Source organism: Borrelia sp. A-FGy1, from assembly GCF_014084025.1.
GTDB lineage: Bacteria > Spirochaetota > Spirochaetia > Borreliales > Borreliaceae > Borrelia.
In genome coordinates, this window is sequence record NZ_CP043682.1 from 849,471 (window position 1) to 865,304 (window position 15,834).

Annotated in this window: 12 protein-coding genes; 11 read left to right on the top strand and 1 reads right to left on the bottom strand. The window is 28.6% G+C overall.

The annotated features are described in order from the left end of the window. Positions 1–16 precede the first annotated feature (16 nt). Complete coding sequence (locus F0310_RS03970) at positions 17–529, bottom strand: STAS domain-containing protein (protein ID WP_182117631.1); 513 nt, start codon at positions 527–529, stop codon at positions 17–19. A gap of 71 nt (positions 530–600) precedes the next feature. Between F0310_RS03970 and mutS the strand changes: the two genes are divergently transcribed. The 11 genes from mutS to F0310_RS04025 all read left to right on the top strand — a co-directional run bounded on the left by mutS (position 601) and on the right by F0310_RS04025 (position 15,821). Next, positions 601–3,174, top strand: a complete 2,574-nt coding sequence (mutS, locus tag F0310_RS03975) for a DNA mismatch repair protein MutS (protein ID WP_182117632.1) — start codon at positions 601–603, stop codon at positions 3,172–3,174. 605 nt (positions 3,175–3,779) lie between these two features. After that, positions 3,780–4,211 (top strand): ribosome maturation factor RimP, encoded by a 432-nt coding sequence (gene rimP, locus F0310_RS03980; RefSeq protein ID WP_182117633.1) that lies wholly within the window; start codon positions 3,780–3,782, stop codon positions 4,209–4,211. Between the two features lie 13 nt (positions 4,212–4,224). Next, positions 4,225–5,670 carry a transcription termination factor NusA gene (nusA, locus tag F0310_RS03985; protein ID WP_182117634.1) on the top strand — a complete coding sequence of 482 codons (1,446 nt, stop codon included), beginning with the start codon at positions 4,225–4,227 and terminating at the stop codon, positions 5,668–5,670. 4 nt (positions 5,671–5,674) lie between these two features. Then, positions 5,675–8,182: a translation initiation factor IF-2 gene (gene infB, locus F0310_RS03990; protein WP_182117635.1), complete on the top strand. Its 2,508-nt coding sequence runs from the start codon at positions 5,675–5,677 to the stop codon at positions 8,180–8,182. Positions 8,183–8,205: 23 nt separating this feature from the next. Beyond that, a complete protein-coding gene (gene rbfA, locus F0310_RS03995) occupies positions 8,206–8,565 on the top strand; it encodes a 30S ribosome-binding factor RbfA (RefSeq protein WP_182117636.1) in 360 nt (119 codons plus the stop codon). Positions 8,566–8,573: 8 nt separating this feature from the next. Next, positions 8,574–9,419 (top strand): tRNA pseudouridine(55) synthase TruB, encoded by an 846-nt coding sequence (gene truB, locus F0310_RS04000; RefSeq protein WP_182117637.1) that lies wholly within the window; start codon positions 8,574–8,576, stop codon positions 9,417–9,419. A gap of 143 nt (positions 9,420–9,562) precedes the next feature. Next, positions 9,563–9,829 (top strand): 30S ribosomal protein S15, encoded by a 267-nt coding sequence (gene rpsO / locus F0310_RS04005; RefSeq protein ID WP_182117638.1) that lies wholly within the window; start codon positions 9,563–9,565, stop codon positions 9,827–9,829. A 13-nt stretch (positions 9,830–9,842) separates the two neighbouring features. Further along, complete coding sequence (gene pnp, locus F0310_RS04010) at positions 9,843–11,975, top strand: polyribonucleotide nucleotidyltransferase (RefSeq protein ID WP_182117639.1); 2,133 nt, start codon at positions 9,843–9,845, stop codon at positions 11,973–11,975. A gap of 18 nt (positions 11,976–11,993) precedes the next feature. Then, positions 11,994–13,496 carry a ligand-binding sensor domain-containing protein gene (locus F0310_RS04015; RefSeq protein ID WP_182117640.1) on the top strand — a complete coding sequence of 501 codons (1,503 nt, stop codon included), beginning with the start codon at positions 11,994–11,996 and terminating at the stop codon, positions 13,494–13,496. Beyond that, positions 13,471–14,760, top strand: coding sequence for an LptF/LptG family permease (locus F0310_RS04020; RefSeq protein WP_182117641.1), 1,290 nt, complete (start codon positions 13,471–13,473; stop codon positions 14,758–14,760). The genes F0310_RS04015 and F0310_RS04020 overlap by 26 nt, the downstream gene beginning before the upstream one ends. After that, positions 14,757–15,821 carry an LptF/LptG family permease gene (locus tag F0310_RS04025; RefSeq protein ID WP_182117642.1) on the top strand — a complete coding sequence of 355 codons (1,065 nt, stop codon included), beginning with the start codon at positions 14,757–14,759 and terminating at the stop codon, positions 15,819–15,821. The genes F0310_RS04020 and F0310_RS04025 overlap by 4 nt, the downstream gene beginning before the upstream one ends. Positions 15,822–15,834: the final 13 nt, after the last annotated feature.

The window sequence follows — 15,834 nt, forward strand, 5'->3', positions numbered from 1 at the left end:
AAGATTTATTTTTAATTTAATTATGATTATGAATTTCTTGTTTTAATCGTTGAATCAAACTACAAAATTCTTTTTTGTTGTCTTTATTAATATTTGAAAGTAAGATATGTGATTTTAATATTGATTTAAATATTTTATTTTTTTGTTCATTATAGCAAAGATATTCTTTCATTTCATTTTTTTTATAAATTTCTTCTCTTTTTTCTATTTTTAATATCTTTTCAAGACCAAGAGATCTTAGGTTTTCGAGAGCTTCTTTGCTAGGGTTTATAATTTTAAAGATTTTTTTGTATTCATTGCTTTTTTTATTAACATATACTAGCGTGCCCATGAATGTTGAATCTAAATATTGTATTTCTGATAAGTCTAGGTATACCAAACAGATTTTAGTACCATTTTTAAATATATCTTTAATGAATGTTTTAAAACTGATAGCGTGTAGTGCTGTAAATCTATTAATTAACTTTATGAAAATATAAATATCCCTTGATAAATAAAAAATATTACTTTTAGGAATAATTTCTTTCATAATATATTCTTTTTCAATAACAAGTATATTGTAAAGTTTTAATAATATCAATTATAATTCAATATCATTTTATGGAAAAAAAAGTTACACCAATGATGAAGCAATATTTAAAAATTAAGAATAATTATAAAGATGCTATTGTATTCTTTAGAGTAGGAAGTTTTTATGAGATGTTCTTTAATGATGCGCTCGAGGGAAGTAAACTTTTAGGTTTAACTTTGACTAAACGGGAAGGTATTCCTATGTGTGGGGTGCCTTGTCATGCAAGTAAGGAATATGTAAAAAAATTAATTTCGTTAGATAAAAAAGTTGCAATCTGTGAGCAAGGATTACAAGCAGAGTCTAAAGGGCCTTTAGAGAGAGAGGTTGTTGAGGTCGTAAGCCCTGGTGTTGTTATTGATGAGGATTTTTTAGAAGATGATGCTAATAATTATTTGGTTGCGATTAGTGATTATAAGGGATATTATTCATTTTCATATATAGACTTATCAACATCCAGGCTTGGGATAATAATTTATGAGGGTAGTTTTTTAGAAAAGTTAAGACGGGATATTGAAAAGTACTCTCCAAGAGAAGTAATAGTATCGGAAGGTTTTTATTATAAATACTTGGAAAAGCTTGTTTTTGATAAGTTTTTAGTAAATAAAGTGCCTAATTGGCACTTGGATAAAGAAATTGCAATAAAAGCATTGAAAGAGCATTTTAATATAGTTAGCTTGAGTGCTCTTGGCTTTAAAGAAGAAGAACCTCATTATATTTCATCTTTTTTAATAATAGATTATATCAAAAATAATTTAAAGAACTTATTGAGTAATATTAATACGATTCATATTAATAATGATTCTGGATATATGTTTCTTGATGATGTTACTCAAATTAATCTTGAACTTGTTAAAAATAATAATGATTTAACTTCTCGTTATTCTCTTTATTCAGTTTTAAATGATTGCAAAACTCCAATGGGAAAGAGACTTTTAAGAGAATATATATTAAATCCACTTTTAGATATTTCTGAAATCAATGCTAGATTAGATCATGTAGAATTTTTAAATAATAATGTTAATTTGACAATAAAATTAAGAGATATTCTTAGTAATGTTTGGGATATTGAGAGAATAATTTCAAGGCTTCAAATGAGAAAGTATGCAAAAAAAGATTTTTTATTTATAAGAGAAGCTTTAATAGCTTTCTTTTTAATAAAGAGATTATTTAACGAACATTCTTTTGGATATTGGATATTTGATAATAATGATGAAGATAATATAAGAGGAATTTATTCTTTAATAAATGGTTCAATTTCAAGAGAACAAAATGAGATTATTAAGCAAGGATATAATCCTAAAATTGATCGCTTAAGGGAAATAAAAAATAATGCAAGCAAATATGTTGAAGATTATCTTAATTTTGAGAGAAATTTTAGCAAGATTAATAATCTTAAAATAAAGAAGACTAATGTTAGAGGTTTATTTTTTGAAGTTACAAAAAGTTACTATGGTCATATTCCACCTCATTTTATTGAAAGTCAATCTCTAAATTCTTCAAAGAGATATAAAACTAGCAAGCTTATTGAGCTTGAAAGAGATATTAATGATGCTGAAGATAATTTATCAGTCCTTGAGCAAGAAATATTTGATGAGATAGCTTTAAGAATATCTAAACATAGTGCAGTAATTAAGAAAATTTCTGAGTTTTATGCATATAGTGATGTGGTATCTAATTTTGCTTATTTGGCTAGAAAAAATGAATATGTAAAACCTACATTAACTAATGAGAAAGAAATTATTCTTGAGGGTGCAAGGCATCCTGTTGTTGAGTATTATATGAAGGGAGTAGAGTCTTTTACTAAAAATTCAGTAAGGATTAATAATGAAAAGTATTTTTGTCTAATTACTGGTCCTAATATGGCCGGCAAATCAACTTATTTGCGTCAAACTGCTTTAGTTGTTTTAATGGGTCATATCGGATCTTTTGTACCTGCTTCTAAAGCTGTAATAGGAGTTACAGATAAAATTTTTTGTAGAATTGGGGCAAGCGATAATATTTCTAAAGGAGAATCTACTTTTTTGGTTGAGATGAATGAAACTGCTAATATTTTAAGAAACGCTACTCCTAATAGTTTAATAATTATGGATGAAGTTGGAAGAGGTACTAGCACTAATGATGGGCTTGCTATTGCTTATTCCATTGTAGAATATATTTTAGGATATATTAAATCTAGAAGTCTTTTTGCAACTCATTTTCATGAACTTTCAGCTATTAAACATAGCTCTTTTGTTAATCTTTCAATGAAGATAGAAAGACAAGGAAGTGAACTTATTTTTTTAAGGGAAATTGAAGAAAAACCATCGCTTAATTCTTATGGAATTTATGTTGCTAGAATAGCTGGAATACCTTTAAAAGTTATTGAAAGGGCAAATTTTATTCTTAAAAGTTTAACAAGCAGAGAAGGGCTTTATATATCAGAACTTCTGTCTTTAGGTTCTTCTGTGGACGATAGTGAAGTGGAAGAAGATTTAAAATATAAAGATGATATTAATGCATACTTGGAGATTAAAGAGTTAATTTCTAAAGTAGATATTAATAATACTACGCCTCATCAGGCAATAGATTTGCTCAATCAAATAATTTTAAAGACTAAGGCTTAAGCATTGGTATGCAGGTTGGAGATAATTTTTCTTAAAATTTATTTATGACCTTTTGTCTTTTTGCTATAGGAATTATGCTTGTTTTAATGTTATTTATATGTATCTTTTTGAATTTTTTGAGTTTTGGAATGATTATGTTTGTATATATTTTTAATATATGAACCGAGTATAAAAATTTTTCTTTCATATAAGTAATACTTACAAGAATCTCTTTTTAGATTTTTTGAAGATAGAATTTTAAGTGTTTATTGAATATTGGTTTTGATAGTTTTGATATTGTAGTTAGTGTTCCTTGCAATATGAAGATAAAATTTATATCCATGTGATTATAGATTTGATCATATGAGTATATTTGTAAATTTATTATCTAATACTAAAACAGTACTCATTGACGAATATTATTACAATAATAATATTTATGATTTTTGTAAAAATTTTAATAGTATATGGGTTTATAGAATAGTAGATTTATTAGTTTTTAAAGTTTTTAGTTTGAAAAGTTTTAATATTGACATTTATTTTTATTAATGCTATCCTTACAAAATAAATTATTATTATTTAATAAGGTTCTTTTGAAAAGAACCTTATTATTTTTAGGGATCTAATTGAATAAGAGTTTTGTAGAAGATGAAATTTACAATTTAATAAAGGATCTAACAAATCGATTGGAGATTGAGGTTTTAGAAATTAATGCCTTTAGGAAAAGAAATCAAGGTAGAATACATATAGTTCTTTATAAGAAAGGTGATTTTGGGGTTGATAGTCTTTGTGACCTACATAAAATGATTTTGTTAAAACTAGAATCAGCTCTTAAATATAATTTTAGCTTAGAAATTTCTACGCCTGGAGTGAATAGGAAATTTAAGAGCAAAAGGGAGTTTAAGATTTTTGAGGGTAAGAAGATTAAGTTGATGTTGGATAATGATTTTCAAGAAGGGTTGATTTTAAAAGCCAAAGAAGATAATTTTATTTTTAAAGTAAACAGAGAAGAAATTAAAATTCTATATAGTGATGTAAAGAAGGCTAGGTTATTATGAAGGAGATTTGGAAATGATAAAAGGTACTGGCCAAATGATATTCAATATTGCTAATGAGAGAGGAATGAGTATAGATGCAATAAGGAAAACAGTTAAGGAGTCTATAATAATAGCTTATAAGAAGTATTTTGGAACGAGTGAAAATGCTTTAATTAAATTTGATGAAGATACCGGAGATTTAGTAGTTTATTCAAAGAAAAAGATTGTAGATGAAGTCAAGGATAATATTCTTGAAATATTAGAAGATGATGCTAAACAATTTAAAATAATAGAAGATGGATATGCTTATGTTGAGATTGACCCCAAGATTTTTGATAGACTTTCAATTCAAGTTGCTAAACAGAGAACTAAAAGTGATTTACAAGGAATTGAAGATAATGAAATTTATTTAGAGTTTAAGAATAAGTTAAATAAGATTATTATTGGCTATGTTCAGCAGAATAGGAATGGAGATCTTTATGTTAATCTTGGTAGTACAGATGGTGTTATGCCTAAAAAATATCAATCTCCGAGAGAAGTTTATGGACTTAATGAGAAAATTCGAGTACTTGTTCATGGCGTAAAGAAGGGTAAGAATGGAATAGAAGTTCTTCTATCAAGAACTCATCCTAAATTTATTGAGGAGCTTCTTAATATTGAAATACCTGAAATTGAAGAAGGTATTATTAAGATACATAAGATAGTGAGAGATCCAGGTTATAGAACTAAGATTGCTGTTTATACTGATAAGGAAGAAATTGATCCTGTAGGTCCTTGTATTGGGCAAAAGGGAGTTAGGATTCAGTCGATCATAAAAGAACTTGAGGGAGAGAAAATAGATATTATACCTTATTCCAAAGATGTTAAAGAGTTTATTAGAGATGCTTTGACTCCCGCAAAGGTGGATCATGTATATCTTCTTGATGAAGATTTACATAAAGCTTTGGTAGTTGTTAGTGATGAACAATTATCACTTGCAATAGGTAAAATGGGACAAAATGTTAGACTTGCTAATAGACTGCTTGATTGGGCAATTGATGTTAAGACTAGTAGGCAGTTTGCAGAGATGAAGGCAAGTGGAGAATTTAAAAAAGAAACTTTTGAAATGTTTGATAAAATTATTCAAGAGACTGCCCAAGAAGATGAATTTGAAGAGATAAATAAAATTAGTGAACTTAAGATACTTAGTGAAGATGTTGTTAATAGGATAATTGATGCAGGTCTAGATAGGATTGATGACTTTTTGGAAGCTAGTGAAGAAAAGCTTTTGAATCTTGGGATAAGTTATGAAAAACAATGTGAAATAAATAAGATACTAAAGGAAGGAGTTGTAATAATTTCTAACGATGATGATTCCATTGAGAGAGTAAAAGAAGAAGAAGAATTACTTTGTCCTGAGTGTGGGACTGTTATTAATGAAGATATGACTTTTTGTCCAGGTTGTAAGATAGGACTCAGTTTTGAGTTTGAAGAGGAGTAGTAGTTTGTCAGAAAATGTTGATGATAGAAATGAAGATGATAAAAAAATTAAAGTTGTAAAGTTGCGTAAGAAAGTAGTAAAGGTTGTAACTCGACCAGATAGAAAAATGGATCCAAATGGATCTAGAAATGATTTTGATAGACCTTCAAGTTCATATAAGAAACAAGAATTTAGCAAAAATTATGTACATAATAGGGATTTTAATGGTAGTCATTCTTATGGTGATAGCAATAGGGGGAGCGGAGAGAGAGCGTCTTCTGTTCGAGGGTCATTTAGTAGGGATAATACAGGGAATCAACATCAGGGGAATAGGAGTGGATATTCTGGCAGAAATTATGTACATAATAGGGATTCTAATAGTAGTCATTCTTATGGTGATAGCAATAGGGGGAGCGGAGAGAGAGCGTCTTCTGTTCGAGGGTCATTTAGTAGGGATAATACAGGGAATCAACATCAGGGGAATAGGAGTGGATATTCTGGCAGAAATTATGTACATAATAAGGATTCTAATAGTAGATCTCAACTTCAGACTTTTAGGCGAGTAATAAGAACTAAGGTTGTATCTAATATTGTACCTGCGTCTGTTGATTCTGATAATAAAGGAATTAATAGGAAACTTGGAGAGAAGAAGAAGCAACAGCAAGAAAGTCAAAAAAGTTATAAGAGAAAGAAGGAAGAAACTGAGACTAATACAATAGAACAAAAAGTCTTTGAACAACTTCAGAAAAAAAAGAAAGAAAATTTGGCGAGTTCAATTCCTAAATCTATTGACATTATGGGAACTATTACTGTAGCAGAGCTTGCAAAGAAAATGAATTTAAAATCTTCGGATTTAATTACTAAGTTAATGTCTTTAGGTGTAATGGCAACTATTAATGAGAAGATTGATTCTGATACTGCTACTATTTTAGTTGAGGAATATGGGTCTAAAGTTAATGTGGTATCAATTTACGATGAAACAATTATAGAAACAGAGAAAGAGGATGAAACTCAGAGAGTTGAAAAGCCTCCTATTATTACCATAATGGGACATGTTGATCACGGAAAGACTAAACTTCTGTCAGTTTTGCAAAATATTGACATAAATCGAACAGAAACGGGAGGGATTACTCAACATATTGGAGCTTATACTATTAATTACAATGAACATGAAATAACATTCTTAGATACTCCAGGACATGAGGCTTTTACAATGATGAGAAGCCGTGGAGCTCGTGTTACGGATATTGTAGTTCTTGTTGTTTCAGCTGTAGATGGTGTCATGCCTCAGACTATTGAAGCTATTAATCATGCTAAGGATGCAAAAGTTCCAATTATAGTTGCGATTAATAAAATAGATTTACCAGACTCAAATTTGGATAGAGTTAAACATCAGCTTTCAGAATATGAACTTGTGCCTGAAGACTGGGGAGGAAATACAATCTTTGTTCCAATTTCGGCACTTAAGAATATTGGTATTTCAAAACTTCTTGACATGATTATTTTACAATCTGAAGTAATGGGATTAAAGGCAAATCCAAGTAAGAGGGCTACTGGTAGAATACTTGATGCTAGAGTTGATTTGGGACGTGGAATAATTTGTTCTGTAATCATTGAAGATGGTACTCTTTCTGTAGGAGATTCTTTTGTTGGTGGAATATATCATGGTAGAGTCAGGGCATTGATAAATGAGAGAGGGGATTCTGTTAATAATGTTGGCCCTGCAAAGGCTATTAGTGTTTTAGGATTTTCTTCTATCCCTCAGGCTGGAGATCCGTTTCAGGTAACAAGGACTGAGAAAGAAGCTAAGTTAATTAGCTCTAAAAGGCAAAACCTTAAAAAATATGAAAATGCTAAAAATGTTAAGAAAATTACTATATCAAATTTTTATGATTCGATTAAAGATGGAGAATTGAGAGAGCTTAAGATAATTTTAAAGGCAGATGTACAAGGGTCTGTTGAGGCTTTAAAGCATTCTCTTGAGAAGTTGACTAATAATGAACTTAGGGTAAAAATTATACATTCATCAGCTGGTGCAATAACAGAAACAGACATTAGCTTTGCAGCAGCAAGTGATGCTATTATCATTGGATTTCATGTAAGACCTACAGCAAAAGCACAGATGTTGGCTGACCAAGAAAAAGTTGAAATTAGAAAATATAATATAATTTATGATGCAATCAATGATATTAAGTCTGTGCTTGAAGGCATGCTTGAGCCGGATATTGAGCAAAAATTTATTGGGTTTGCTGAAGTTCGAGCTGTTATTAGTGTTCCTAAGGTTGGGATAGTGGCTGGATGTTATGTTTCACAGGGATCAATAAAGAGAGATGCTATCACTAATGTTATGAGAGAAGGGTTCCAGATACATTCTGGAAAGATTTCTTCCCTTAAGAGGTTTAAAGAAGACGTTAAAGAAGTTAGCGCACAGTATGAATGTGGAATTATAATTGATAATTATTTTAATATTAAAGAAGGAGATATCATTGAAGCATTTGAGATTAAGAAGGTAAAGAGACGCTTTGGGTCTTAAATATTTGTTTCATGATTATAGATATGGAAAAAGAAATTAGAAAAACAAAGCTTGAAAGTTTGTTGGTTCAAGAGATCGGTAACTTAATAATAACAAAGGGAATTAAAGATCCTAGAGTACATGCATTTTTAACTGTTGTGCGAGTTGAAGTTTCAAATGATTTAATAAATACTAAGGTTTTTGTTGGATCTATTAAGGAAGGTGCATCTCTTGATAATGCTATTAAGGCATTGAATAGTGCTAAGGGTTTTATTCAAGGAGAGATTGTAAAGAGAATTAAAGTTAGAAATACTCCGAAATTAAATTTTTTAAGAGATGATACTATCTCTAAGGCTTTTTATGTTAATAAAATAATTGAAAATTTAAATATTAATAAAAATTAACATATTTAATGGATGGAATTATTTTATTAAGAAAAAGGAGTGGAGTAACTTCTTTTAATGCTCTATTTCCTTTAAAGAAATATTTTGCTAGAAGGCGAATTGGACATACAGGATCTCTTGATAAGTTTGCTAGTGGGCTTTTGGTTGTTCTTGTTGGAAAATATACTAGTCTTTCAAATTATATTACATATTTGGATAAAGAATATATAGCAGAGTTTGAGTTTGGAATTGAAACTGATACTCTTGATCCTAATGGTAATATAATAAAAAGAGGAGATTACATTCCAAGTTTAGAAGAATTAAATCTTGTATTTGAGTCTTTTAAGGGTGAAATTTATCAAATTCCTCCTAAATTTTCTTCATTGCATATTAATGGAAAGAGAGCATATAAATTAGCACTTAAAGGGGAGTCTTTTGAACTTCAACCTAGAAAAGTTAATATATATAACCTAGAAGTCTTAAGCTATGATACTAATTCTCATATTTTAAAACTGAAAATAAATTGTTCTAAAGGAACTTATATTAGGAGTATAGCAAGAGATTTAGCCTTATCTTTGGGTTCATGTGCTTATGTTAAAAGCCTTGAAAGAATTAAGGTTGGAGATTTTAGATTGGATAATGCTTGTTTTTGTGAAGATTTAAATGATAATTCTTTGATAAGTATAGAATCTTTAGGTTTTTTTGGTGTAATTTATATTGATTTTAAAATGATTAGATTTGTTAAGAATGGTGTTTACATTGATATTTTTATAAGTTTAAATGAATTTAAAATACTTAAGACTAAAGATGAAGAGATGTTAGCAATTGTATGTGGTCTTGGTTTAAATAAGTATAAATATGTTATTATCTTTTAATAGCTTATGAACATAATTTATTGAATAAGAAAGGTTCTTAGTTTATTTTTGTTATTTTCATAAAAAAATATTATAATTTAGTGTGAGATTTTAATTATGGCAAATGGTTTTAGACTTTGCTATGATGGTAATAGGAGTCAAGTATGATTAGCAAGGAACAGAAGCAAAGAATAGTTTCAGAGTTTGGCAAGAGTGCAAATGATACAGGTTCTGTTGAAGTTCAGGTAGCTTTAATAACGGATAGAATAAAATATTTAACAGAACATTTAAAAATAAATAAGAAAGATCATAGCTCAAAAAGAGGTTTATTGAAGTTGGTTGGACAGAGAAGGAGTTTGTTGAGATATTATCAGAGTAAAAATTTGGAAGCTTACAGAACTTTAATAGTTAAACTTGGACTTAGAAAGTAATGAGGGGTTAATTTTGAAAAAAGTTTTGAGGTTGAAAATAGGAAGAGAAGAATTAATTTTAGAAACAGGATTATTAGCTAAACAAGCAAATGGATCAGTTCTTGCTACTTATGGGGGCTCTACTGTTCTTGCTACAGTTTGTTGTTCAGATTTAGTTCGTGAAGATTTAGATTTTATTCCTCTTTCGGTTGAATATAATGAAAAATATTATGCTGCTGGAAAAATTCCAGGTGGATTTATTAAAAGAGAAAGTAAGCCTAAGGATAAAGAAGTGCTAGTTTCTAGGCTAATAGACAGGCCCATGAGGCCTCTTTTTGATAAGAGGTTTGGTAGAGAAATCCAAGTTGTTCCAACAACTCTATCTACGGATCAAATGAATCCTCCTGATATTGTTGGTATGAATGCTGCTTTTACGGCAGTTTTTTTATCAGATATTCCATTTAATGGCCCTATTGCAGCTGTTAGGGTGGCATATTTAAATGATGAGTTTATAGTTAATCCTTCTTTTGATGAGATTCAGGAATCTTCTCTTGATATTGTTGTTGCAGGGAGTTTAGATGGGATTACTATGGTTGAGGGTGGTGCTAGTGAAGTTAGTGAAGAAATATTGCTTGTTGCAATAGATAAAGCACATGAATATATTAAGCAGTTATGCGATATGCAAAAAGAGTTTGTATCTATTGTTGGGTATAAAGAAAAGTTACCACTTGCTTATGAGGAAAGAATATTTGAATTTAAAAATGAACTTAAGGACTTAATTTATTCTGAACTTAAGGAGGCTTGTTTTGTTACAGGCAAGCTTAATAGAGATAAAGCTATAAAGTTAGTAAAGAAAAAGGCCTATGAACATTTTTCTTCTCTTGATAAAATAAATGATGATAATGAAAAGCTTTTTGTTAAAGCTTTTGATGATTTTGAACAAGAAATTGTTAGAAAATCAATTCTTGAAAAGAATCTTAGGACAGATGGTCGTACTTCTAAAGATATAAGAAATATTTTTATAGAAATTGATCTTTTGAATAGAACGCATGGCTCTGCTCTTTTTACTAGGGGTGAGACTCAGACTTTAGCTGTAACTACTTTGGGGACAAGTATTGATGAACAGATAATGGATGATATTGATGGGGACAAGCGTCTTAATTTTATGCTTCATTATAATTTTCCTCCTTTTTCTGTTGGAGAGACAGGTAGGCTTATGACCGGAAGGCGTGAGATTGGACATGGGCATTTGGCTCAAAGATCTTTGGAAGCTGTGTTACCTAAAAAAGATGACTTTCCTTATACTATTAGGGTAGTATCTGAAGTATTGGAATCAAATGGATCTTCATCAATGGCTACAGTATGCTCTGGTAGTATGTCTTTAATGGCAGCTGGTGTGCCTGTTAAGGAGCAGGTCGCAGGGATTGCCATGGGACTTATTAGTAATGGTGATGAATATGTTATTCTAAGTGATATTTTAGGAGAAGAAGATCATTTGGGTGATATGGACTTTAAGGTTGCAGGAACTAAAAAAGGAATCACTGGTTTTCAGATGGACATTAAGATTTTAAATGTTACAAAGCAGTTGATGAAGGATGCTCTTGAGCAAGCTAGAGTAGGAAGAATGCATATTCTGTCTATTATGGATTCTGTAATTTCAAAGTCAAGAGTAGATATATCTGTTAATGCTCCTAAGATTATTCAATTACAAATTGATGTTGATAAAATTTCTCTTGTTATTGGGTCTACTGGTAAGACGGTTAAAGCAATTACAGATGAATTTGAAGTTAGAGTGCAAATTGAGCAGGATGGAAGAATTACTCTTTTTGGGGCTGATAGTTTAAAGATGCAAAAGGCAAAAGAGAGAATTGAGAGCATTGTCAGAGAACCCAAGGTAGGAGAAATTTATAAAGGAGTTGTTAAAAAGATTAACAGTTTTGGAGCTTTCATTGAGCTTACTCCTACAAAGGAAGGATTTTTAAGTACTCGTTTAAGGCCTAGAGACGATAGATATAGTGGTAGTAGAATTGCTAGGTATGGAAATAATAGCAGAAGAGAGATGGGTAGTATTCGTCCTCCAAGATTAGAGGAAGGACAAATAGTTAAAGTTAAGATAATTGATATAGATAAATTTGGCAAGATTGAATTAGAATTCGTTAGAGATTAAAGAGATTGATAGGAATTTATGAAATTTATATTAAAAATTGTTTATATAAATAGGCTTATTTTTTTAAATTTATTTCTATTATTTTCGTGTCTTAGTATTACTGAAGAGGATTTTAGTTTGCCTTTTAGTTCTTTTAAAGAAGAGAAAACTTACGATGAAGGAGAAATAGGCAATGAAGGAAGAGGGCATTTATTGGGGCTTCAAGATGATGAATCTTTTTTTTTAAGTGACGCTTTTTTAAAAGAAGATAATTTTTATTTTATTAGTGCTAGGGAAAGTTATGCAAAAAAAGATTTTGGAATGACTAATTTTTATTTAAATAAAATATTGACAAATGAAAAAAGTTATAGTAGAGAGTTGCTTTCTAAGGCTAATTTGTTTTTAGGTTATTTAAATTATAATAAAGGCGAATACAGTCTTTCAGAATATAATTTTGATTGTTTTTTGAGATATTATAAATATTCTCATGCTAGTCTTAGAGTTTCTGAATTAAAGTATTTTGCTAAAGACAGGATGGGGGCGATCTCTGCACTAAGAGATATTGATGAATCTTCTATTATTTTGGATTATGATAGGGGAATTTATAATTTCTTGAATAATAAGTTTGGAGTAAATTATCTAAATTTAGAAGCTTTAGGGTTTATAGATAATAGTGTTTTTGATATGTTTATTTTGGGAAATAATGTTTTTGTTTCAAATATATTTGGCGGTCTTTTAAGATATAATGTTAAAAATAATAATTATAGAATTTATATTAAAGATAAAAAGAGTATTGAATTAAATGGACTTAGAGGGTTTGCGGAATATAAAGGAGCTGTATACATTGGAGGTAATAATGTTCTCTATTACGTTGACGATTTTGAAGGTTTTGTTAAACAAGTTAATGTTCCTTTAAGAGTTAAATTAGGCAATATACAGACTTTAATAGGTGTTAAAGATGGAATATTTATTGGTACTCTTGAATCTGGATTATGGTTTTATTCTGATTTAGATAATTGGATTCATATAAAACTTGGGTCTAATAAAATCTCATCAGTATACTTAGATAAAGAGAAAAATATATTATTTGTAGGAACAATGGACAGTAGTATTTATACCATTAATCTTGATGATTTTAGAGACATTAAACATTTGAACTTTTTTAGCAAGGAAAAAAGTGAGAAAAATATTAATTTTATAAAGAGATATAATAATTATTATTATGTAGGAACTTATGGAGGTGGACTTTTTAGATTAAATTTAGAAGATGAGACATATATAAAATATAAGGTGGGCAATGATTTTAGTATTGAATATTTTCTTGACATGGAGGTTAGAGGGAATAAATTGTTGTTTGCTACTTTTGAGTATGGTTTATTAATTTACAATACTATAAATAATAGCTGGGATTATCTAGGGCCTTATGATGGGCTTCTAAATTTAAATTTAGTTAAAGTTTTAAGTTTCAATAACTATATAATACTTGGTACTCTCAATAATGGTTTGGTTTTTGTAGATGAAAGTATTAAAAAACAATTATGAATCTTACATAATTTCTGAATTTTTTAAGTATTTTTTAATTACTTTTTTATTTTTTTTCTTTGTATTTTTCATAAATCAAATACTTTTTTTTATGAGGATACTTCTTCAAAATTATGTTCCTTTTTTTAAGGCTTTTATTTTTGTTATATATTCTCTTCCTATGGTAATTGCGTTATCTCCTCCTTTTGCAGCTTTAATTTCAGTTGTACTTACTGTATATAGATTTAAGCTTAATAATGAAATATTAGCTTTTAGATCAATTGGAATATCTATTTTAGATTTATTATTTCCTTTTTTAAAATTGGGAGTAGTTATTGCATTCATTTCTTTTATTTCAAATGATTTTTTACTTCCTCTTGGGTCTATTGGTAGATTAAAGATATTTAATGAAATAAAGGAGGAAGTACCTCATTTGATATTAAAACCTTATTCAAGTAAACAATATGGAGATTTAATATTTGTAACTGGGGAAAAACTAGAGACAGGATATAAGAATGTTACTTTTTTTGATAATACTAGAATTAAGGGTTATGATAGGGTATTTGTGGCCAAAAAGCTTAATATCAAAAAAGAAAATTATCAGGTATATTTTATTTTAAATGATGTATTGTCAATTGCTTTAACAGAAGATGAGAGTGGATTTTATGACTACTTTTATGCAGATAGAATGAAATATTCAATTGATCAGGTTACTTTTAATGATGGATTTTTATTAAATTATGTAACTCCTTCTCAGATGAGTATAAGAGATGTTATTAAGCTTGTTGATAATCAAGCCAAGTTAATTGAAGATTTAAATGTACAAAATGATTTGGAAGAAGATTTTTTGAATTTAAATTTTTCAAGTAGTTATTTAAATTATTTGTATGATAAGAGCAATTTATTAGACGAGATGTCTATTCTTGAAAATTTGGACTATATGTATAATTTAAATTTAAATTATGGTTCTTATGAAGATATTACAGCTAAGAAAAATTATGCTCTTTTTTCCTTGGAACTTTATCAAAAAATTAGTCTACCATTATCTGTTTTATTTTTTATTTTTTTAGCTTTTGGCATGGGTATGTATTCAAATAAAAAATATTCTATTATTCTTGAACTTGTAATTTCAATTTTAATTTGTGTTTTTTATTGGGTAATGTTTATTGGTGGTAAGGTGTATACTGTGCAGAATGCTCCTAATCCTTTTTTTGTTGCTGTTTTACCAAATATATTATTAATATTTGCTGGAGTGATACTTTTTTTAAGACTTTTAAAAAAATGAGAGTAGATAAACTTTTTGTAAAAAATATAACGTTAACTTTTCTATTTATGAATTTTCTTTTCATGATATTGATCATACTTGGGGATTTATTTGTAAATCTTATAAGTTATCTTGAAAATAAGCTTAGTGTTAATGATATTATTTATGTTTATTATTTATATTTACCGAAATCTTTTTCAGATGGTGTAGCTTTATCTTTTCTTTTTGCTGTTTCTAATCTTATTGGAAATCTTTCTATGAGAAATGAAATAATAGGACTTTTTAGTTGTGGAATTTCTCTTTCTAGAATATTAAGGCCAATAATTATAACTAGTATTGTGATATCAATAGCTCTCTTTTTTTTTGATAATTATTTAGTAATAGATACTGCTGCAGAAAGAGATGCTTTTCTTAAAAATAGTATGGAGAAAGGATCTAGTGATAGGTCTGTAATAATTAGAAATTATGCACGAGAAATATACAATATTAGATATTACAACATAGATGATGATACTATTTATAATTTAATAATTATTTTAAGAGATGGTAATGATGTTTTTAATAAAAGATATGATGTTAGTAAGGCTAAGTGGTTTGATAATAAGTGGAATCTTTATGGTGTAAGAGAATTTTCTAAGGTTGGGAAAGAGGTTGTAGAAAATTTTTATGAGATTCTTGATGGTAAAGGGATTATTAATCTAGAGCCTGAATATGTTAAAATAGTTATGTTATCTTCAAAGACATTGAATTTCTCAAAACTTATTGGCTGGATTAGATCTCTTAAAGCAGAAAATTTAGATTATTCCGAGGCTTTATTTGATTTTTTAAACAGAATATTTTTTTCATTTAGATTAATACTTTTGAGTTTTACTGTTGGTTTTATAAGTCTTGTTTTAAGAAAAAATATCTTTATACTTAGTTTGTTAAATAGCATTGCATTTGCAGTTGTATATGTTATTTCAATTGTAATTTTTAATTTTTTAGCTGATCTTGGTTATTTGCCCATAACGGTTGCGAGTTCATTTACTACTGTATTGTTTCTTATTATTAATTTTGTTATTTATAAGTTTGTTTTTAAATAGTAGGTTTTATAAA

What these genes read in the sequence shown, in the direction of transcription:
- rpsO (WP_182117638.1), top strand. Translation starts at nt 9,563, where the DNA reads ATGATTAGCAAGGAACAGAAGCAAAGAATAGTTTCAGAGTTTGGCAAG.
- F0310_RS04015 (WP_182117640.1), top strand. Translation starts at nt 11,994, where the DNA reads ATGAAATTTATATTAAAAATTGTTTATATAAATAGGCTTATTTTTTTA.
- mutS (WP_182117632.1), top strand. Translation starts at nt 601, where the DNA reads ATGGAAAAAAAAGTTACACCAATGATGAAGCAATATTTAAAAATTAAG.
- nusA (WP_182117634.1), top strand. Translation starts at nt 4,225, where the DNA reads ATGATAAAAGGTACTGGCCAAATGATATTCAATATTGCTAATGAGAGA.
- F0310_RS04020 (WP_182117641.1), top strand. Translation starts at nt 13,471, where the DNA reads ATGAAAGTATTAAAAAACAATTATGAATCTTACATAATTTCTGAATTT.
- F0310_RS04025 (WP_182117642.1), top strand. Translation starts at nt 14,757, where the DNA reads ATGAGAGTAGATAAACTTTTTGTAAAAAATATAACGTTAACTTTTCTA.
- rbfA (WP_182117636.1), top strand. Translation starts at nt 8,206, where the DNA reads ATGGAAAAAGAAATTAGAAAAACAAAGCTTGAAAGTTTGTTGGTTCAA.
- truB (WP_182117637.1), top strand. Translation starts at nt 8,574, where the DNA reads ATGGATGGAATTATTTTATTAAGAAAAAGGAGTGGAGTAACTTCTTTT.
- F0310_RS03970 (WP_182117631.1), bottom strand. Translation starts at nt 529, where the DNA reads ATGAAAGAAATTATTCCTAAAAGTAATATTTTTTATTTATCAAGGGAT.